17 protein-coding genes are annotated in these 18,421 nt (G+C 60.0%); 3 read left to right on the top strand and 14 right to left on the bottom strand.

Annotated elements, in window-relative coordinates:
* The 3 genes from KUL93_RS05280 to KUL93_RS05270 form a co-directional block, all read right to left on the bottom strand.
* On the bottom strand, positions 1-895 hold an 895-nt coding region (locus KUL93_RS05280), incomplete at its 3' end, for an ATP-binding protein (RefSeq protein WP_217126038.1).
* 2 nt (positions 896-897) lie between these two features.
* Positions 898-1,923, bottom strand: coding sequence for an NAD-dependent epimerase (locus tag KUL93_RS05275; RefSeq protein WP_217126037.1), 1,026 nt, complete (start codon positions 1,921-1,923; stop codon positions 898-900).
* Between the two features lie 66 nt (positions 1,924-1,989).
* The gene (locus tag KUL93_RS05270) at positions 1,990-3,282 is read right to left on the bottom strand and encodes an HD-GYP domain-containing protein (protein ID WP_217126036.1); all 1,293 of its coding nucleotides are present in this window, start codon (positions 3,280-3,282) and stop codon (positions 1,990-1,992) included.
* 51 nt (positions 3,283-3,333) lie between these two features.
* Here KUL93_RS05270 and KUL93_RS05265 point away from each other — a divergent pair, with 51 nt between their 5' ends.
* Positions 3,334-4,905: a GGDEF domain-containing protein gene (locus tag KUL93_RS05265; protein ID WP_217126035.1), complete on the top strand. Its 1,572-nt coding sequence runs from the start codon at positions 3,334-3,336 to the stop codon at positions 4,903-4,905.
* A gap of 77 nt (positions 4,906-4,982) precedes the next feature.
* Here KUL93_RS05265 and pstB read toward each other — a convergent pair whose 3' ends face one another.
* From pstB to KUL93_RS05240, 5 genes are all read right to left on the bottom strand, one after another.
* On the bottom strand, positions 4,983-5,795 hold the full coding sequence (gene pstB / locus KUL93_RS05260) for a phosphate ABC transporter ATP-binding protein PstB (protein WP_119334145.1): 813 nt from the start codon (positions 5,793-5,795) through the stop codon (positions 4,983-4,985).
* Positions 5,796-5,801: 6 nt separating this feature from the next.
* Positions 5,802-6,737, bottom strand: a complete 936-nt coding sequence (gene pstA, locus KUL93_RS05255) for a phosphate ABC transporter permease PstA (RefSeq protein ID WP_119334144.1) — start codon at positions 6,735-6,737, stop codon at positions 5,802-5,804.
* 2 nt (positions 6,738-6,739) lie between these two features.
* Positions 6,740-7,675, bottom strand: coding sequence for a phosphate ABC transporter permease subunit PstC (gene pstC, locus KUL93_RS05250; protein WP_217126034.1), 936 nt, complete (start codon positions 7,673-7,675; stop codon positions 6,740-6,742).
* 85 nt (positions 7,676-7,760) lie between these two features.
* Positions 7,761-8,774, bottom strand: coding sequence for a PstS family phosphate ABC transporter substrate-binding protein (locus KUL93_RS05245; RefSeq protein ID WP_217126033.1), 1,014 nt, complete (start codon positions 8,772-8,774; stop codon positions 7,761-7,763).
* A 335-nt stretch (positions 8,775-9,109) separates the two neighbouring features.
* On the bottom strand, positions 9,110-9,631 hold the full coding sequence (locus KUL93_RS05240) for a hypothetical protein (protein ID WP_217126032.1): 522 nt from the start codon (positions 9,629-9,631) through the stop codon (positions 9,110-9,112).
* A 299-nt stretch (positions 9,632-9,930) separates the two neighbouring features.
* Between KUL93_RS05240 and KUL93_RS05235 the strand changes: the two genes are divergently transcribed.
* Positions 9,931-10,407 carry an AtaL-like protein gene (locus KUL93_RS05235; RefSeq protein WP_217126031.1) on the top strand — a complete coding sequence of 159 codons (477 nt, stop codon included), beginning with the start codon at positions 9,931-9,933 and terminating at the stop codon, positions 10,405-10,407.
* Positions 10,404-11,105, top strand: coding sequence for a leucine efflux protein LeuE (leuE, locus tag KUL93_RS05230; RefSeq protein ID WP_217126030.1), 702 nt, complete (start codon positions 10,404-10,406; stop codon positions 11,103-11,105). Before KUL93_RS05235 ends, leuE begins: the two co-directional genes overlap by 4 nt.
* A 55-nt stretch (positions 11,106-11,160) precedes the next feature.
* Here the strand turns inward: leuE and KUL93_RS05225 are convergent, their stop codons facing one another.
* The 6 genes from KUL93_RS05225 to KUL93_RS05200 are packed head-to-tail and all read right to left on the bottom strand — an operon-like array spanning position 11,161 to position 18,421.
* Positions 11,161-11,415 carry a DUF2442 domain-containing protein gene (locus KUL93_RS05225; RefSeq protein WP_119334138.1) on the bottom strand — a complete coding sequence of 85 codons (255 nt, stop codon included), beginning with the start codon at positions 11,413-11,415 and terminating at the stop codon, positions 11,161-11,163.
* A 16-nt stretch (positions 11,416-11,431) separates the two neighbouring features.
* Positions 11,432-11,701: a DUF4160 domain-containing protein gene (locus tag KUL93_RS05220; protein ID WP_197713700.1), complete on the bottom strand. Its 270-nt coding sequence runs from the start codon at positions 11,699-11,701 to the stop codon at positions 11,432-11,434.
* Positions 11,702-14,200: a DNA topoisomerase (ATP-hydrolyzing) subunit B gene (gene gyrB / locus KUL93_RS05215; RefSeq protein WP_430408201.1), complete on the bottom strand. Its 2,499-nt coding sequence runs from the start codon at positions 14,198-14,200 to the stop codon at positions 11,702-11,704.
* A gap of 40 nt (positions 14,201-14,240) precedes the next feature.
* The gene (gene dnaN, locus KUL93_RS05210) at positions 14,241-15,344 is read right to left on the bottom strand and encodes a DNA polymerase III subunit beta (RefSeq protein WP_217126028.1); all 1,104 of its coding nucleotides are present in this window, start codon (positions 15,342-15,344) and stop codon (positions 14,241-14,243) included.
* A 12-nt stretch (positions 15,345-15,356) separates the two neighbouring features.
* Entirely contained in the window at positions 15,357-16,979 is a 1,623-nt protein-coding gene (gene dnaA / locus KUL93_RS05205; protein WP_217126027.1) for a chromosomal replication initiator protein DnaA, read from the bottom strand.
* 38 nt (positions 16,980-17,017) lie between these two features.
* Positions 17,018-18,421: a heavy metal sensor histidine kinase gene (locus tag KUL93_RS05200; RefSeq protein ID WP_217126026.1), complete on the bottom strand. Its 1,404-nt coding sequence runs from the start codon at positions 18,419-18,421 to the stop codon at positions 17,018-17,020.

Below are 18,421 nucleotides of genomic sequence, written 5' to 3'. Positions count from 1 at the left end.
ACGGGCGGTATTCGCGTTTGGCCAAACAAAGGAGCACGTCAAACGGGTTATAGACCCGATCCGCGCCGCCCCACCAGTAGCCGTTGTACCAAAAGCGCACCCGCTCGCGATCAAGCGGCCTGCCTTCTGCCGCCGCCGCGGCAAACTCCGGCGCAAAGACCGTGTCGAGGTCGGCGTCGGTATAGCCACAGATCGCTGCATAGTCGTCATCGAGCGTGATGTCGTTGAGGTTGTTGAGCCCGGAAAAGAGCGACACTTGGCTGAATTTGGAAACGCCGGTGAGAAAAACAAAGCGCAGACAGTCGCTGCGCGCTTTGAGGACACTGTAGAGGTTGCGCAGCGCGTTGCGCATCACGGTGGCCACTTCGGGGTTGGTGAGGTGGTCAAGGATCGGTTTGTCGTATTCATCCACCAGCACTACCACCGGTTGCCCGTAGTGCTCCGCAATGCGGCACAGGAGCTGATCGAATTGGCTGCGGAAGTGATTGGAAGTGGGCTCGAACGGCACCTGCAATCGCCGCGCGTTTTCGCTCAGTTGCAGGGTGATCGCTTCGACCAGCTCCGCTTCGTCGTTCAAAGGGCCCTCAACGAACGAGAGCCGAACCACCGGGTAGCGTTGGCTCCACTCCCAATGATCCGCAAGGTAGAGCGCTTCGCGCGGCGCGCTGCCGTCTCGCCCATCATGCGCCGCGAAGAGTTCGCGCTGCCCGGAAAAGGCGCATGCGATCGTGTCGAGCAGCAACGACTTGCCAAAGCGCCGCGGACGGGAAAGAAAATAGTACTTGCCGCCGCTTTCCACCATGCGTGCCAAAAATGGGGTCTTATCGACGTAGTAGTACCCTTCCCGGCGGATCTGCGTGAAACTCTGGATGCCGATCGGCAGTTTCTTATCCATCCTCATCTCCCGGTATAGTCGCGATACCACGCCACGAACCGCGCCACCCCTTCGGCAACCGGCGTTTGCGGCGTGTACCCCGTGAGCCGCTCGAGCAGCGAACAGTCGGCCCACGTTGCCGGGACATCGCCCTTTTGCATGGGGAGGTAGCGGCGAACCGCCTTTTTCCCGAGCGCTTTTTCGAGGGCATCGACGAAATCCAACAGCTGCACCGGCTGGGAATTGCCAATATTGACGACGCGCCACGGCGCGACCGGGCTCAGCGTGTCGCCAGGAATCGGCTGCCAGCCGTGTTCTTCGGTACGCGCCGAAGGAGGGGGTGGCGGCACGTCGACCAGCAAGCGGATCGCGCGCACCAGGTCGTCGATATAGGTAAAATCGCGGTACATCTCACCGTGGTTGTAGATCTCGATCGGCGTGCCGTCGAGAATGCCGCGGGTGAATTTGAAGAGCGCCATATCGGGCCGACCCCACGGACCATAGACGGTGAAGAAGCGAAAAAGGGTGGTGGGAAGCTGCCACAGGTGGGCGTAGGCGTGCGCCATCGCTTCGTTCGCCTTTTTGGTCGCGGCGTAGAGGGTGAGCGGCGTTTCGGTCGGCTGGGTTTCGACGAACGGCATCTCGCGGTTCGCGCCATAGACGCTGCTTGTAGACGCCAGCAACAGGTGCTTGGGCTGCACCCGTTTCGCCGCTTCCAAAAGGTGAAACGTGCCCACCAGGTTCGCGTCGATATACGCACGCGGATTTTCCAAGCTGTAACGCACCCCGGCCTGCGCGGCCAAATGGACGATCACCTCCGGCTGCGCCGCATCCACTGCGCGATCCAACGCCGTCTGATCCTCAAGCAGCGCTTCCACCGCGGTGAACGCCGGGTATGCGGTAAGGCGTGCGTGGCGGCGGCGTTTGAGGGTTACGTCGTAATAGTCGGTCAGCCCGTCGAAGCCGGTGACCGTATGGCCCGCTTCGAGCAACTGCTGCGCCAAGTGAAAACCGATGAAACCGGCTGTTCCGGTAATGAAAAAACGCATTTCTTCCCTTTGCCCTCAACTGCTTTCGACCAATGGACCCAACCCCTCTCGAACCGTACGCCAGGATCAGCGCGCCACGTCATGAAAATAGCGCACTTTGCACCGAGGGTCGAGCGTTTCGACCACCTCCGGCGGCAAGCGTTCCGGTGGCACCGCTTCGGCGATGGTCACGTCGGGAACCGTGGTGAGGTCGATCGCAACCAGTTCGCTGCGCGGCGTTTCGGGCTCATAGAGCAGCACCCACGGGCGCAACGGATCCCGGGGGCTATTGCGCAACACCAACCCCACCGCGTCGTTGGAGAGACGAACGAAGGTACCGGGTGGATAGACGCCGATCATCTTCACGAAGACGGCGAAGAGCGCCTCGTCCCATGCCCCCTTTTCGTGGCGGAAGAGCCACGCCACCGCTTTCGCGGGCGGCAATGGGCGAATTCCAGGAATCGGGTTACAGAGATTGTCGAAGCGGTTCGCCAACCCGACGATCTGCGCCGCAAGCGGCACCGCATCGCCCGCCAAGCCATCGGGAAACCCTTTCCCGTCGATGCGCTCGTGGTGCGCGCGAACCCAAAGACGGATCTCGTCGGCTATTCCCAGGATTTCGGCCAACCATTCCGCCCCATAGACCGGATGGAGGCGATAGAGCTGCTCTTCGGCGCGGCTGCGCTGGGTATTGTAGAGGACGCTCGTGGGAATGCGCGCTTTGCCGATATCGTGCAGCAGCGCTGCGGTGCCCACCGCCTCGATCTGTGCCTGATCGAACCCCATGCGATGCGCGAGCATCTGCGCCACCACCATCGTGTTGAGCGCATGGCCTGTTGCCCCCTCGTCGTGCGCATGCTCGGCGATGAGCTGCAATACCACCTCCGCCTGCGGGGTGAAACGGCTCGCCGCCTCTGCAGCGACATCGCGCGCCAACCGCGCGCCGTCGGGTTGTCCGCGGTCGATCGCGGCAAGCGCCGCTCGGGTGCGTTCCGTGGTTGCCTGGTAGGCCTCTTGGCAGCGGGCCAACGTTCGGCGCATCGCCACCACCGCTTCGTGCTGTTTGCGTTTGGCGGCCCGTTGCGCCGCGATCTGCGCTCGAACCTTCTCGACATTGGCTACCGCTTGCTGCGATTCGGCAGCCGGCTGCGCGGTTCCCTTTGCTGGGGGCGGCAGCGGCGGTACCCGGCTCTTTTTGGGGTTCCACCGCACCTTCGTCAACCCCAACGCTTTGAGTTCGGCCAACTGCGCCTCGTCTTTGATCGTGAATGCGTTGAACCAGAAGGGATGGTCGAGCCACGGAAGATCGAGCTCGATATGCACCCCCGGGCGCAACTGCTCCAGCGAAACTTCGGGTAACGGATCACGACGTTCGCGCACGCGATTTCAACCTTTGTTATATACTTTTGCAAAAAAAAAGAGGGTAACGGCTTGAGCACGAAGCATAACAAAAACGGGGCGACTGAGGAGGAGTTGCGGCCGATCATCGCCCGGCTGATCGAGCGCTTCGGTGCCCGTTTGAGTGGCGATGCGCTGCGCGAAGCCTACTACGACGCGCGGGGCTTGCCTGTACCGCCAACGCCGGCAACCCCGGTACTCCTCCACGCGCTGGCAAAGCTCCTGCCTGGCGATCCCCCCGAGATCGCGCGCCACCTGAAAATCGCCCACGACGCGCTCGCCAAACGCAACTACACCGCCGCACAACCCGCGCTCGAACGGGCGGCCGAATGGTTTCTGGCCAACGAGCCGGAACATCCCCATTCCGTTTCCGCGACCGCGGCTCCAGCGCCACAGCCTGCCGCGTTCGACCGCGAGTTCAACGAACTCTTTGCTGCGGTGATCCGCGAGCTCTTTCTCCCGTTCCTCAACCCAGAAGCCGACCTGCACGAGATCGCGGTTTCGCTGTTGCAGCGCCTCGATACGGAACCCATGACGGCGGAACTGGCGCACGAATTGCGACTCTTCATCGAAGCCGCCGCACCGATCGCGCTCGCAGTGAGCGACCACGCGCGCGACCTGACGCGGTTGGTCGAACTGATGCTGCGGCACCTCGACAACTTCGTGCTCGAAGCGGAATTGGCGCGGCAACAGGTCAAATTCATCCGCGACGCGCTCACGCGGATGCACGAAGCGGGCATTTTGGAAGAGGCGAGCGAACGGCTCGAACAGCTGATCGACGCGCAACGCCAGGTGATCGACGAACGGCGCAAAGCCGAAGCAGAGATCCGCGAACTCCTCTCCGTCGTGATCGATCGGCTGGCGTCGTTTTCGAGCGACAGCGGTCAGTACGCCGACGAACTCAAGCAAACGGTTGCCAAAGTTCAGCAGGCAAAAACCCTCACCGAACTGCGCGACGTATTGGTGCAAACGGTTGAACGCGCTCAGTTCATGCACCACTCTTCTGCGCAGATTTCGCAAACGGCACAGCGCATCCAGCAAGAGCTGTTGGCGACGCGCGAACGGATGGAGAAACTCGAACAAGAGCTCCGGGAGCTCTCCCAGCAGACGGTGAGCGACCCGCTCACGGGCCTGATGAACCGCCGCGGTTTGGAAAATTTCTGGCACCGCGAAAAAGCGCGTGCGCTCCGCTTACAGACGCCGCTCTCGCTCGCGGTGCTCGACCTCGACAATTTCAAGAAATTCAACGATACCTTCGGTCATCCGGCCGGAGACCGCGCGTTACAGCATCTGGCCGCGATCGCCAAGCGCTATCTGCGCCCGCAGGACGGCATCGCCCGTTGGGGCGGGGAGGAGTTCGTGATCGTCCTGCCCGACAGCGCGCTTGCGGAGGCTGAGCGGGTGATCCAGCGCCTCCAGCGCGAACTGACCAAATCGCTCTTCTTCTACGACGATCGCCACCACGTGATCACCTTCAGCGCTGGCGTCGCCGAATGGCTAGGTGACGGCGAAACGCTCGAACAGCTGGTCGCCCGCGCCGACGAAGCGCTCTACGCCGCGAAGCGCGCGGGCAAGAACCGGGTCGTGGCCGCCCGCCAACCATAAGCCGCGCCAGCTCTGGCCACAAACCAGCGGTAGGGGGTGCGACACCGCACACCCCCTGTCACGCGACCCGAGACGGCTCAACCGAAACGGCCGGTGAGGTAGTCTTCGGTCTGTTTCTTTTTCGGGCGGACGAAGATCTCGTCCGTCGGGCCGAACTCGACCAGTTCCCCCAAATACATGAACGCGGTGTAATCGGAGATCCGTGCCGCTTGTTGCATGTTGTGGGTCACGATCAGAATCGTCACCCGGTCGCGCAGTTCGGTCACCAGCTCTTCGATCGACGCGGTCGCAATCGGATCGAGCGCCGACGTGGGCTCGTCGAGCAGCAAAATCTCCGGTTCCGCCGCAAGCGCCCGCGCGATGCAGAGCCGCTGCTGCTGTCCGCCGGAAAGCGACGTGCCCAACGCATCCAACCGGTCTTTCACTTCGTCCCACAACGCCGCCGCTTTGAGCGCCGCTTCCACCCGGTCCGCGATTTCGGTGCGGTTTTTCATGCCACGGACCGTCAAACCATACGCGACGTTGTCGAAGATCGATTTCGGAAACGGGTTGGGCTTCTGAAACACCATCGCCACCCGCATGCGGATCTCGATCGGGTCGACTTCGGGCGAAACCAGGTTGATGTCGTCCGGATAGAGACGGATTTCACCAACATAGCGGTTGCCCGGGTAGAGGTCGTGCATGCGGTTGAAGCTGCGCAGGAAAGTCGATTTCCCGCACCCCGAAGGGCCGATCAGCGCCGTCACCCGTTTTTCCGCAACGGGCATGTTGAGGTCTTTGAGCGCATGGTGCGCGCCGTAGTAGAAGTGGAACCCTTTGGCTTGCGCTTTCACCGGCGCGTCGAGTGTTACCCCGGTGGCTTCATGAACGATGCGTTGTGGTTGATCCATGGTGCTTTACCAAGTGAGATTGCGACGAATACGGTACCGGAGCCAGATCGCCAGACCATTCATCAGGAGCGTGGCGACGATGATCACGATCCCCACCCCAGCCGCAAGCGAATGGAACTCCGACTGTGGTCGGGAAAGCCAGTTGAACATCTGGATGGGCAGTACAGTAAATGGGGAAAAGAGCCAGTCGAAAGGCCCTGCGGGAGGATCGCCAGCGAAAGGCATCGGCGGCAGGAACGCGATGAAGGTGAGTGCCCCGATCGTGATCACCGGCGCCGTTTCGCCGATCGCGCGCGCCATTCCGATGATCACCCCGGTCAGGATCCCGCCCGACGCATACGGAACCAGATGGTCGGAAACCACCTGCCACCGGGTAGCGCCCAACGCGTACGCCGCCTCTTTGATGTGCTGGGGAATCGCGCGCAACGCTTCACGCGTCGCGACGATTACCACCGGCAGGATCATCAACGCGAGCGTCAGCCCCGCGGTGAGAATGCTTTGCCCGAAGTCGAGGATATAGACGAAGAGACCCAGCGCGAGCAACCCATAGACGATCGACGGCACCGCGGCCAAATTGGTGACGTTGATCTCGATGAGCTCCGTGAGCCAGTTCTTCGGCGCGTACTCTTCGAGATAGACTGCAGCGGCAACCCCCAGCGGTGCTGCGGCCAGGAAGGTCACGATCATCACCAACGCCGTTCCCACCCACGCGGAATAGATCCCGGCGCGCTCCGGCCGCCGCGACGGGAAGTTGAAATAGAACTCTTCCTGCACCACGTGGCGGTACCCATCGAGCACCAGGTCCGTAAAGAGCGCGAACAGCACGATCACTCCGATGAGCGTCGCCCCCAAGCCGATCAATCCGAAAATCACGTCCCAGCGGCGGCGCTTCGCAATATCGCGCCGCAGCGCGGTAAGTTCGTTTTTTTCGCTCTGCTGCATGATCAGTAGGCCTCCCGCCAGCGCCGGCGCACGTATTGGCCGATCACGTTGAAAAAGAGGGTGATCACCACGAGCACCAACCCGACTGCGAAGATACTCTGATAACCGATCGACCCGTGCGGCAGATCCCCCATCGCCACCTGCACGATGTAGGCAGTGATCGTCGCGGCGTGCTCACGCGGATCGAAGGTGAAATTGGGCTGTTGCCCCGCAGCGATCGCAACCACCATCGTCTCCCCGACCGCTCGGGAAATACCCAGGATGAACGCGGCGACCACACCGGAGATCGCGGCGGGCAACACCACTTTCATCGCCGTTTGGAAGCGTGTCGCCCCCATCGCGTACGAGGCCTCGCGCATCGCCATCGGCACCGCGCGCATCGCGTCTTCGGATACCGACGCCACATACGGCGTGATCATGATCCCGATCACGATCCCAGGGCTCAGCATGTTGAAACCGGGCAATCCAGGAATGATCTTCTGCAAGAGCGGCGTGACGAAAAGCAGCGCAAAGTAACCGTAGACGATGGTCGGTACCCCTTCCAAAAGCTCAAGAAAGGGTTTGACGGTTTCGCGAACACGATGCGACGCAAACTCAGAGAGGTAGATCGCAACCATCAGCCCAAGCGGAATCGCGACCAGCACCGCGATTGCCGAAATGGTGAATGTGCCGGCAATAAGCGGCAAGACCCCATACTCCGCTTTTTCGAAGAGCGGTGTCCATTGCGTATGGGTGAGGAATTCCACGAGTGAGACGTGCTGGAAAAAGCTCCACCCTTCATAGAGGAGGATCGCGACGATCGCCACGGTTGTCGCCACCGCAGAAAATGCGGCAAGGAACAGCGCCGTTTCGATCAGCCGCTCTTTGACGTTGCGGGCACGGGTATGGGTGACATGCCCTTCAGGAAGCGATGCGCAATGGCTTGGCTCAGCGGTCACGACAGGGTTTCCTTGTCGGTGATGCAGGGTAGACAAAAAAAACGGCTGTACCCACTCTTGCCCACAGCCGTTTTTCTGGAACCATTTACTGCTTGGCTTCGCGCGCAAGCAGTTCTTCGACGCGCACACCCACTTCGGCATGGCCGCCAAAAACGGTGCCCGTCTTCATCGCTTGGAAGTTTTTCATCGCCAACTCATACGCCTGGTCGGGCAAATTGACGTACCCCACCTCTTTGGCCAATTTGCCAGCATGCTTGAGGTAGAACGCAACGAATTCACGCACTTCCGGTTTCTCTTTGGCCGCTTTGGCATTGACGTAGATGAAGATCGGGCGCGAAAGCGGTTGATAGGTACCGTTATTCACCGTTTCGACGCTGGGCGCGACCGCTGGCGAATTTTCGTCCTTCTTGATCTTCACCGCTTTCAGTTTGTCTTGGTTCTCAAGATAGTACGCCAGGCCGAAGTAACCGAGCGCGTTCTCATCCGAGCTCACGAACTGCACGACCACGTTGTCGTCCTCAGACGCCAGGTAGTCGCCACGGCTCGACTTGGCTTTACCCACGATCGCTTCGGTGAAATAGTCGAACGTTCCCGAATCCGACCCAGCACCCGCGAGTTTGAGCGGCCGATCCGGAAAACGGGGAGAGACCTGCTTCCAGTTGGTGATCACCCCTTGCGCTTCGGGCGCCCACATCTTATTGAGTTCGGCAACCGTCATCTCTTCGGCCCAGGTGTTTTTCGGGTGGATCACCACGGTGAGCGCGTCGAACGCCACAGGGAGTTCGATGTACTGGATGCCGTTTTCGGCACACAACTTCATCTCTTTTTCGAGAATCGGGCGCGACGCGTTGGAAATATCGGTCTCGCCACGGCAGAACTTCTTGAAACCGCCACCGGTTCCCGAAATGCCGACGGTGACTTTCACCTTACCGCGCTGCGCGGTCTGGAACTCCTCCGCAACGGCTTCGGTGACGGGATAGACGGTGCTCGAACCGTCGATCTTCACTATTTCTTCCGCCGCGAAGGTCACCGCCGGGGTTGTGACGACACCCGCTACGGCAAGCGTGGCGACCAGGGAAAGGGTGTTGCGAAGTTTCATCGGACTGCTCCTTTGGGTTGCTGAGGATGACGGGGCGCAGTCTACCGAGCGAATGTGACAATTTGATGACACGCATTGTACCGCAACGGGCGCGTTCGTGATCCGTACCACGCACTCTTTGCAGTGGGTTCGGGGTCGATGGAATTGTTGACTTTGATTTTTCTTGTAAGAGATTCTGTAAACAATGCGCGCCGTTGTTCTGTGGATAACTCTGTTAACAATAGACTTCGTCTAGCAATGTGCTGTCGGTAATCTTGGGGATCGACTTGGATTTTGGCGGGGATCGTTTGGGGGCGAAAAAGCAGTCACTGTGCCATTTTTCTTTTATCGACAAATCATTGCATGATCTGTGCGTTGACTTTTCCCCAATGCGACCCACTCCGATCGGTTGCAGGATGGTTACCTGTAATGCAGGTTTCGGCTTGTGGATAATTTTGTGAATGAACGTGCACGAAGCCGCCCACGCCGCGGCTTCCTGCGCAGGCATCGGCTTGGCGATCCCGTATCCGTGCGCACAATCCCGTAGTGGAGATTGACCGCCGCGAATTCGTCGAGGTCGAGCACCCCCAACACGACGAAGCTTGGTTTTTTTTCTGCGACGCAGCGTGCGATCGCTTGCTCGGCCCAGCGACAAGCCTGTTGCGGTTGGCCAATCCGGTGAGCGGTTCGTGGTACGCGATCCGTTCGAGCGCTTCGGTCAAGTGCATCTCTTTGGTGACGTCGTGGACCAACCCGTGGATTTCGCTGACGCGGCCGTCGGCCAAGCGGTGGGTGCGAATGCGATACCCAGTAGCAGGTGTAGCAGAAACACCACAGTGGACAAGCTGGGGATGGCGCGGGAACGGTTGACGAACCATCGTCTCTTTCTCAGCATGCACCGCAAACGGTACGTCAACGTTCCAACCGCCGTACCGGCGTTGTGTACAGGAGTATCCCCAGGGTTTTGGCGCATGTCTTGGCGGCTTTCAGAGGGTTATCCCCACGATTGGGCAGAGTGTAGACTTATTTTAAAGATATTTATAGAAAAACCAAACCATAAAAACAGAACTGCCCTCTGAGGGGGATGCCGCGCGGCTTCGCGCCCGTTTGACGGCGAAGGGGTTCGTTCGCTACAGTGGCGATGGGTAACGTGTGCGCGACGCGTGGGTGAGGTACCATGTTGTTGGAGGTTTGTCATACCCTGCCGCTTGCGGTATCGGTGCCGCTATCACGGGACACGGTGTGGCAGCGTTTGTGGGAGCGCGTCACGTTCCCACAGCGGTGGATCGACGGGGTGACGGCGTGTGATGTGCTTTGGCACGCGCCCAAAGAAGCAGCGCTGACGCGGCGGATCGCGTTCGGTGACCGGACGTTCGAAGAGCGTGTGACGTGGCAAACGGGGGAATGGCTGCGGTTCGTCACTCAGGCAACCCCGGAATACCCCGGGAGTCTTTTGACCATCACCTTGGTGGAACGCGACGCGATGCGCTGGTCTTTGACCTTTTTCTATCGGCGGTTCGTGCGGGACGGTGACGCCACATTGCCGGACGGATCTGACCTCTCCGCCTGGTTGGCGGCGGCTTACCGCAGCGCAGACGAAGCGTATGTCGTTGCGCTTGCGCGAGCGTTACAAGCGGAGCAAGAGAGACGATGAGTTTGTGGCACGCATTGGGGATTCACGACTACGGCGCGTTCGTTTTGGGAACGGTTTTGGTGGTTTTGTTGCCAGGACCCAATTCGCTCTATGCGTTCGTCACCGCGTCGCGCCAGGGCCCCGCTGCGGGGTTTCGCGCGGCACTCGGGATTTTGACCGGGGACGCGATCCTGATGAGCGCCGCGGTGTTGGGCGCGGCGTCGCTACTGCGCTATCTACCGACGCTCTTTGCCCTGTTGCAATTCGCAGGAGCCGCGTACCTGGCGTGGATGGGCGGCAAACTCGTCTGGGAAGCAGTGCGGCACGGGTGGGGTAAGCAAACGGCCACCGCGAACGAGGACGATCGGGCAGCCGCCCCCGAACCGGAACCGCGCCGGGTAGCGATCCACCCGTTTCGGCGGGCGTTGGTGATCAGCCTGTTGAACCCGAAAGCGATCCTCTTTTTCTTCTCGTTTTTCGTGCTCTTCGTCGATGCGGATGCGCCCCACCCCTATTGGGCGTTCGTCTTGTTGGGCGCGACGTTGCAGGGGATCAGCGCTACCTATCTCACCGTTCTGATCCTGGTTGGCGCGCGGCTCCACCGCTGGAGCCAAACCCGGCCGCGGGTCCAGGCGTGGGGGCTAGCGGCTACCGGCAGCGCTTTTCTGGTGTTCAGTACGAAATTGCTGCGCGACGCGTTCGCTCGCGTGGGGGGGTGAAGCTTGCCGCGCAGACTTTTACCCAGGATGTGAAGCGGCTTTCGTGCTGCGCCGGTTACACAGGCACTTCCTCAGTGTTCGGTGTGAGATGTTCGAGAACCCACTCCGGTGAAATGTCCTGACCGTTAGGCCAAGTCAAAGCGCCCAGAAAAGGAAAGACTCGGCAGAAATAGTCGCGATCTTGTAGCTCTTGAAACCCCTTCTTGCTGAGGAGCGGGGTCAGGTCCACGATTCCTTCTTTTCCGTCGGCAAGCTTCAAGTGAAGTCGGTAGCCGTCCAACGGTTTCACTTTGACAACGTCCCAATCCATCTGTGGTTCCTCGTGGTTACAGAGGGTCGATCCGATACGGAGGAATACCTTGTTGGGCGAGTTCCCAGTTGGCGAGCAGTTCGTCCCGCCGTAACTCGATCCACGCTTGGACGAGTCGAAGTTGTTTGCGCGGTAACTCACCTGCCAACAATTCCCCCTCTTCGATATCAATCGCTGCTTCGAATTCGCCATACCGTGCGTGGATATGCGGGCGATGGTGTTGGCTACCTTCCATCAGGTACATTCGAATAATGATGCCATAAAACATTGCCAGTACTGGCATCATTCACACATCCAAATTACGCACGAAGAGCGCGTTCGCCTCGATGAACTCGCGCCGCGGTTCGACCGCATCGCCCATCAGGGTCGAGAAGATTTCGTCGGCGGCGATCGCGTCTTCGATCTGCACTTTGAGCAGCCGCCGGGTTGCCGGATCCATCGTCGTCTCCCAGAGCTGTTCCGGGTTCATTTCGCCCAACCCTTTGTAGCGTTGTTTGACGATCTGGCGTTCTACTTCGGCCATCAGCCAAGCGACCGCATCGGCGAAATGGCGGACCGTCTGCCGTTTTTCGCCGCGCCGCACTTCCCCTTCACCTTGTACGAGCGTCGCAGTGGCTTCGGCAACGTGCATCACGGTTTGCCAATCCCCAGATTCCAGGAGTTCGGCATCGAGCAGGCTGCGCTTGATGAGCCCGTGTTCGGTGCGTTCGATGCGTAAGCTCCATTGATCGCGCTCTTCGTCGAATGCGGCGAGGACGCGGAGTTGGTCGCCCAGCACCGCCTGCAACCGTTGGGCGCTTGCGACGGCGTTTTCTTGGTTGCTGAGGTCGATCGCAATCGCGTGGTTCAGAATCGTTTGCAGAATGGTGGGGTCGATGAGGGCGCTATGGCGGTCGATGATCCGTTGCGCGCGTTGCCATTGGCGCAACAGCCCCAAGAGCGTTTCGTCGCGAATCGGTGCGGCGTCTGGCGCCGGGAGGAGTTCGGCCTCTTGCGCCGCCAGTTCGATGAGAAATTGCTGTAATTCCGCGTCGTCTTTGAGGTAGCGCTCGGTCTTACCCAGTTTCACCTTGTAGAGCGGGGGTTGCGCGATATAGACGTGGCCGCGTTCGATCAGCTCCGGCATCTGGCGGTAGAAGAAGGTGAGCAGCAGTGTCCGGATATGGGCGCCGTCGACGTCGGCGTCGCTCATCAGGATGATGCGGTGGTAGCGCAGCTTCTCCGGTTTGTAGTCCGCTTTGCCGATCCCGGTGCCGAGCGCGGTGATCAGCGTGGCGATCTCCTGGCTTTGCAGGAGTTTGTCGAAACGCGCTTTTTCGACGTTGAGGATTTTGCCTTTGAGCGGCAAGATCGCTTGGAAGCGGCGGTCGCGCCCTTGCTTCGCGGAGCCACCGGCGGAGTCGCCCTCGACAATGAAGAGTTCCGATTTTGCCGGGTCTTTCTCTTGGCAGTCGGCAAGTTTTCCCGGCAGCCCCACGCCGTCGAGTACCCCTTTGCGGCGCGTGATTTCGCGCGCTTTGCGCGCCGCTTCGCGGGCGCGTGCTGCTTCGACGATTTTGCCGACGATCGCTTTCGCTTCGTTGGGATGTTCGAGCAGGAAGGTTTCGAGCGCTTTGCCCACTACCTCTTCCACCGCGGTGCGCGCTTCCGAACTCACCAGTTTCATTTTGGTTTGGCTGGCGAATTTCGGGTCGGGCATCTTCACGGATAGGACGCAGGTGAGCCCTTCACGCATGTCGTCGCCGGTGATCTCGACTTTCGCTTTTTTTGCGATTTCGTTCGCTTCCAGGTATTTATTGATCACCCGCGTCATCGCGCTGCGCAACCCGGTGAGGTGGGTGCCGCCGTCGGGTTGCGGAATGTTGTTGGTGTAGCAAAGCACCTGTTCGGCGAAGCTGTCGTTCCACTGCATCGCCACTTCGATGCTGATTTCCGCTTCGTGCCCGACGTCTTGCGGGACGGTGACCGCGCCGCTCGCGTGGAAGATGGTGGGGTGGAGCGGCTGCTTGTTGCGGTTGAGGTATTGGACGAAGCCCTTGACGCCGCCCGAGAAGGCGAAGTCCTCTTCTTTGCCGGTGCGTTGGTCGATGAAGCGGATCTTGACGCCGTTGTTGAGAAACGAAAGTTCGCGCAGGCGTTTCGTGATCTGGTCGGCATGGTATTCGATCGTGCCGAAGATCTCTTCGTCCGCAAGCCAATGGACTTCGGTGCCGCGCTTTTGCGTCGCACCCACCACCTTCATCTTGCGCACGTGCACCGGTTCCCCGCCGCCGGGTGGGGTTTCCCAGGTTTCGTCGAAGAGGGTGGGCACGCCACGAGAAAATTCGAGGACGTGTTTGTACCCGTCACGCCAGATGGTGAGTTTGAGCCATTTGGAGAGTGCGTTCACACACGAGACGCCGACACCGTGAAGCCCGCCGGAGACTTTGTAACTGTTCTGGTTGAATTTGCCACCGGCGTGCAGCACGCACATCACGATCTCTGCGGCGGAGCGTTTCGGTTCGTTTTTGTCGTCCCATTTGATGCCAGTGGGGATCCCGCGGCCGTTGTCGCGCACCGAAACCGAGTTGTCGGCGTGGACCGTCACGACGATGTCGTCGCAGTAGCCAGCCAGCGCTTCGTCGATCGCGTTGTCGACCACTTCGAAGATCATATGGTGGAGCCCCGTTCCATCGGAGGTATCGCCGATGTACATGCCGGGGCGTTTGCGGACCGCTTCGAGCCCTTCGAGTTGTTGAATCGCGCTTTCGTCGTAGGTTTGGGTCATTGCGTTTTCCTGGACCATCGGTTTGATTCGCTGCGTTCGTTCGGTGGTGTGCGTTGTTTCACAGCCGCATCGGCATCACGACGTAATGGAAGTGTTCGTCGTCCGGTGTGGTGATGAGCGCTGCGGCCATGCTGTCTTTGAGTTGGATGTGGATCACTTCGTTGGTGAGCGCAGTGAGCACGTCGATGAGGTAGCTGACGTTGAAGCCGATCTCGAGTGGCGCCCCTTCGTAGTGGATCTCGATCTCTTCGACCGCTTCTTCGCGTTCGACGTTGTGCCCGGAGATGCGCACGAGCCCCGTTTCGAACGTGAGTTTGATCGGCCGCAATTTGTCTTCGGCAAGCACCGCAACCCGTTGCAGTGCGCGCAGGAGTTCAACCCGGTCGAAGACGATCCGCACGGGGTGGTTCATGGGGATCACCCGACGGTAATCGGGGAACTTCCCTTCGATGATCTTGCTGGTGAATTGCACCGCACCGGTGGTGAAGACCACTTGCCGTTCGGCGATGGTGATCGCCACCGGCTGGTCGCTGTCGGAGAGCAGACGCTGCAGTTCGAGGACCGTTTTGCGCGGCAGGATCGCTTCCCGTTCGTCGCGAAATTCCGGCATCGCCTCTTCGACGTGGGCGAGACGATGCCCGTCGGTAGCGACCACGTGCAAATTCTGGTCGTGGAGGTGGAAAAAGAGCCCGTTCAGATAGTAGCGGACGTCTTGTTGGGCCATCGCAAACGCTGTGAGCGCCACCAAGCGGCGCAAGGTGTGTTGCGTGAGCGTCAGTTGGTCGCCTTCGCTGGGGGGGGTAAGGCGCGGGAAGTCGTGCGCCGGCAGCGTGTGCAACGTGAAGCGTGACCGTCCGCTCGTTACCTTGAGGGTGTTCTCTTCGGCAAGGAGCTGCACTTCGGCCCCGTCGGGCAAGCTCTTCAGAATATCGAGGAGCTTCTTCGCTGGCACCGCGCAGGCGCCGTTTTCCCCAGCCAATTCGCCAAGCGGTTGCCGAACGACGATTTGCGCTTCGAGGTCGGTAGCGGTGACGGTAAGACCGTCGTCGCTGCGCTCCAGCAGGAAACAGCCGAGGATCGGCTTGGTTTGCCGCTTTTCCACGATACCGGCCGCGGCAGCGAGCGGTGTGAGCAGCGTATCACGGGGGGCTCGAATCAGCATGGCGTCTCCTTGTTATCCGCGTAGCACTTGCAGTAGGACATGAACGTCGTGGTTGAGCTGTGGGTCTTGGGTGCGCAGTTCGGTGATCGTTCGGCAGGCGTGGATCACCGTGGTGTGGTCGCGGCCGCCGAAGGCTTCGCCGATCGCGGGCAAGGACAATGGCGTGAGCTCTTTGGCGAGATACATCGCGACCTGCCGGGGGCGCGCGACCGCGCGGGTGCGTTTCTTAGAGTGCATCTCGGCCACTTTGATTTTGTAGTAGTCGGCCACCGTTTTTTGGATCTGCTCGACGGTAAGTTGCCGGTTGAAGGCGTTGAGCAGGTCCTTGAGCGCCTCTTTCGCCAGTTCCAACGTGATCGGGCGGGCCAGGAAATTGGCGTACGCAACCACTTTGTTGAGCGCCCCTTCGAGTTCACGCACGTTCGATTTGAGGTGCTTGGCAATGAGGAACGCGACGTCGTCAGCGAGGTCGATCGCCATCAGTTCCGCTTTTTTCTTGAGGATCGCCACCCGCATTTCGAGCTCTGGGGGTTCGATCTGGACGGTGAGGCCCCAGTCGAAGCGCGAGATCAAGCGGTCTTCCAACCCTTGGATGTCTTTGGGGTAGGTGTCACAGGTGATCACGATCTGTTTGCGCGCTTCGGTGAGCGCGTTGAACGCGTGGAAGAACTCCTCTTGCGTGCGGGTTTTGTTCTGGAAGAACTGGATGTCGTCGATCAACAGCACGTCGAGCGAGCGGTAGAACCGTTTGAACGCGTCGAAGCTCTTCTGTTGATAGGCGCGTACCACGTCGGCGTAATAGTCTTCGGCGTGGACGTACCGAATCACCGCGCGTGGGTTGTTTTGGAAGATCGCGTTGCCGATTGCGTGGATGAGGTGGGTTTTGCCCAGACCGACACCCCCATAGATGAAGAGGGGGTTGTAGGAGTTACCGGGGTGGTGCGCGACTTGCATCGCAGCGGCGCGCGCCAGATCGTTCGCGCGACCAGTGACCAGCGTCTCGAAAGTGGCGTTGGGGTTGAGCCGGGTTCGTTCGTAGAGCGCTTCGATCGTCGGCGCGTGGGTCGGGTCGGCGTCATTTACCGCAGGCGGCTTGCGCCGAGCCCGTAACCGCGCAGTGGGGGGTGGGGAAACAGCGGCGGTGTTCGCAACTGCGGTGTCGGCAGATGGGACGGCGGCAGGCGCCGCAGGGCTGGTGGTCTTCTCTTCTTCTCCAGCGGAATCTTCTCCAGCCGAAACCGGTGCGGGTTCCACTGAAAGGGCTTCTGGTTCGGCGTGCGGGCGCGACGAAGCAACCGCATGCGCGGTTGGCGCCGTTTGCGGTTCGGTTGCGCCGGTTTGGGGGGCAGCAGCTGCATTGTCACGACGCGGCGGTTCTCCCAATGTCAATTCCGCGCGTTCGATGCCGAGTGCCGCGAGTTCGTCGGTGATGATGCCCCAGTAGCGTTCGCGTACCCACTGCAAAATGAAGCGGTTGGGCGCAAAGACGCGCAGTTCGGCACCCGCACCGTCCACTGCGACGCCTGCAAGCGGTCGAATCCAGGTTTTGTATTGTTGTACCGGGATCTTGCTCTGCAAGCGCGCGCAGCAGGTGTGCCAGAGGTCGTCGGATGGGGAAGGGTTCGTTTCGCTCATCGTTGCGAATTGTAGCGTGAAAGGGGATGAGCGAGAAGTTATCCACAGCGGTTGTGCAGTGACGGCCTGTCCGGGTCGGAGTGTGGGAAGGTGAGGAGAAAACGGGTCAGGCCCTCTCGCGACGTAACCGAAATCGACCCACCATGTGCGACGACGATCGCTCGGACGATCGCCAACCCCAAACCCAATCCGGTGATCGATTCGGACGGGGTTTCTGAGGCGACGCGGTAGAAGGGATCGAAAAGATAAGGAAGGTGCTCAGGCGCGATCGGTTCCCCGACATTGGTGACGGACAAGGTTCGTTGCCCATTCGTTTCGCCGATTTCCAGCGTAACCGATGTTCCCGGATCGGCGTGGCGAATCGCGTTGGAGAGCAGGTTGCTGACAGCGCGGCGAAGCTGCATTCGGTCGGCCACGATCGCTCCCTTTCCCGCTACGATCAAGCTGATTCCTTTCTCTTCGGCAAGGGGTTCGAAAAATTCGACCAAATTGCCCAGTTCGATTTCGAGCAGCAAGCGCTCCTTGGCGAGGGTCGTTTCGGAATAACCCAGTTTGGCCAAATAGAGCATCTGGCTGACCATTCGGCTCAATCGGTCGATCTCTTCGACATTCGAGGCCAAGATCTCGCGGTAGGTTTCGGGATCGCGCTCACTGTGCAGCGCAACCTGTGTTTGGGTGAGGAGGTTGCTGAGCGGGGTGCGCATTTCGTGCGCCAAATGGGCAGAGAACGTTTCGAGGCGAACGAACGCAGTTTGCAGCCGATCGAGCATGCGATTGAGCTCTTGGGCAACCGTTGCGATCTCATCAGGCATCGCAGAATCATCGAGCCGCCGATCGAGATGGTTTTGGGAGATCATCGTGGCGTGCTGGCGAATCGTCCGTAACGAAGCCAAACCGCGATAGACGACCCACCAACCGATTCCGACGGAAAGGGCGCTGGCGAGCAACGCATAGAAGAGGATTTGCTGATGAAACGTCTGCAAAAACCGGGTGTGGGTCTCGGTATCGACCGCGATCTGGATGGTCCATGCGGTGTTCGGTGCAAAGTGGGGCGAAACGGTGAATGAGAAAGCGCGATAAATTTTTCCCGCGCTGTGCCACTCTTCCCACCCTTTCCTGTCTTTGGTCACGGTTTGATCCCATGAGAACTGGCGGTTGTTGGCGAAGAGGAGTCTGCCGTTTTCGGTTCTGACTGCGACCACCAGTCCAGGGTGGTGATTCAGTGCCTCTTGGAGTAACCACAGCGCGTCGTCGGTCGAGTTGGCGCGCTGCAAGAGCTCCAAGATCAACGCCCGTTTGTCGTTGAGGGTTTGTTGATCGAGACGGACGAAATGTTCGTCGCTCAGAAGCGTGACCAAACCCGCCAGTCCGAAAATCGCGCTGATCGTGATGAGTGCAAAGAGCAAGACGAGTTTGGCGGTGAGCGATCGGCGAATTTTCAC

The organism is Hydrogenophilus thiooxidans, assembly GCF_019049855.1.
GTDB classification, from domain to species: Bacteria; Pseudomonadota; Gammaproteobacteria; order Burkholderiales; family Rhodocyclaceae; genus Hydrogenophilus; species Hydrogenophilus thiooxidans.
Note: the sequence above shows the minus strand (reverse complement) of the source record. Positions and strands in the feature narration are given on the sequence as shown.

Coding starts and splice junctions, on each gene's coding strand:
- KUL93_RS05220 (WP_197713700.1), bottom strand. CDS start 11,701: ATGATGCCAGTACTGGCAATGTTTTATGGCATCATTATTCGAATGTAC.
- KUL93_RS05245 (WP_217126033.1), bottom strand. CDS start 8,774: ATGAAACTTCGCAACACCCTTTCCCTGGTCGCCACGCTTGCCGTAGCG.
- KUL93_RS05275 (WP_217126037.1), bottom strand. CDS start 1,923: ATGCGTTTTTTCATTACCGGAACAGCCGGTTTCATCGGTTTTCACTTG.
- pstB (WP_119334145.1), bottom strand. CDS start 5,795: ATGGATCAACCACAACGCATCGTTCATGAAGCCACCGGGGTAACACTC.
- KUL93_RS05240 (WP_217126032.1), bottom strand. CDS start 9,631: ATGGTTCGTCAACCGTTCCCGCGCCATCCCCAGCTTGTCCACTGTGGT.
- dnaN (WP_217126028.1), bottom strand. CDS start 15,344: ATGCTGATTCGAGCCCCCCGTGATACGCTGCTCACACCGCTCGCTGCC.
- KUL93_RS05225 (WP_119334138.1), bottom strand. CDS start 11,415: ATGGATTGGGACGTTGTCAAAGTGAAACCGTTGGACGGCTACCGACTT.
- pstA (WP_119334144.1), bottom strand. CDS start 6,737: ATGCAGCAGAGCGAAAAAAACGAACTTACCGCGCTGCGGCGCGATATT.
- leuE (WP_217126030.1), top strand. CDS start 10,404: ATGAGTTTGTGGCACGCATTGGGGATTCACGACTACGGCGCGTTCGTT.
- gyrB (WP_430408201.1), bottom strand. CDS start 14,200: ATGGTCCAGGAAAACGCAATGACCCAAACCTACGACGAAAGCGCGATT.
- dnaA (WP_217126027.1), bottom strand. CDS start 16,979: ATGAGCGAAACGAACCCTTCCCCATCCGACGACCTCTGGCACACCTGC.
- KUL93_RS05235 (WP_217126031.1), top strand. CDS start 9,931: ATGTTGTTGGAGGTTTGTCATACCCTGCCGCTTGCGGTATCGGTGCCG.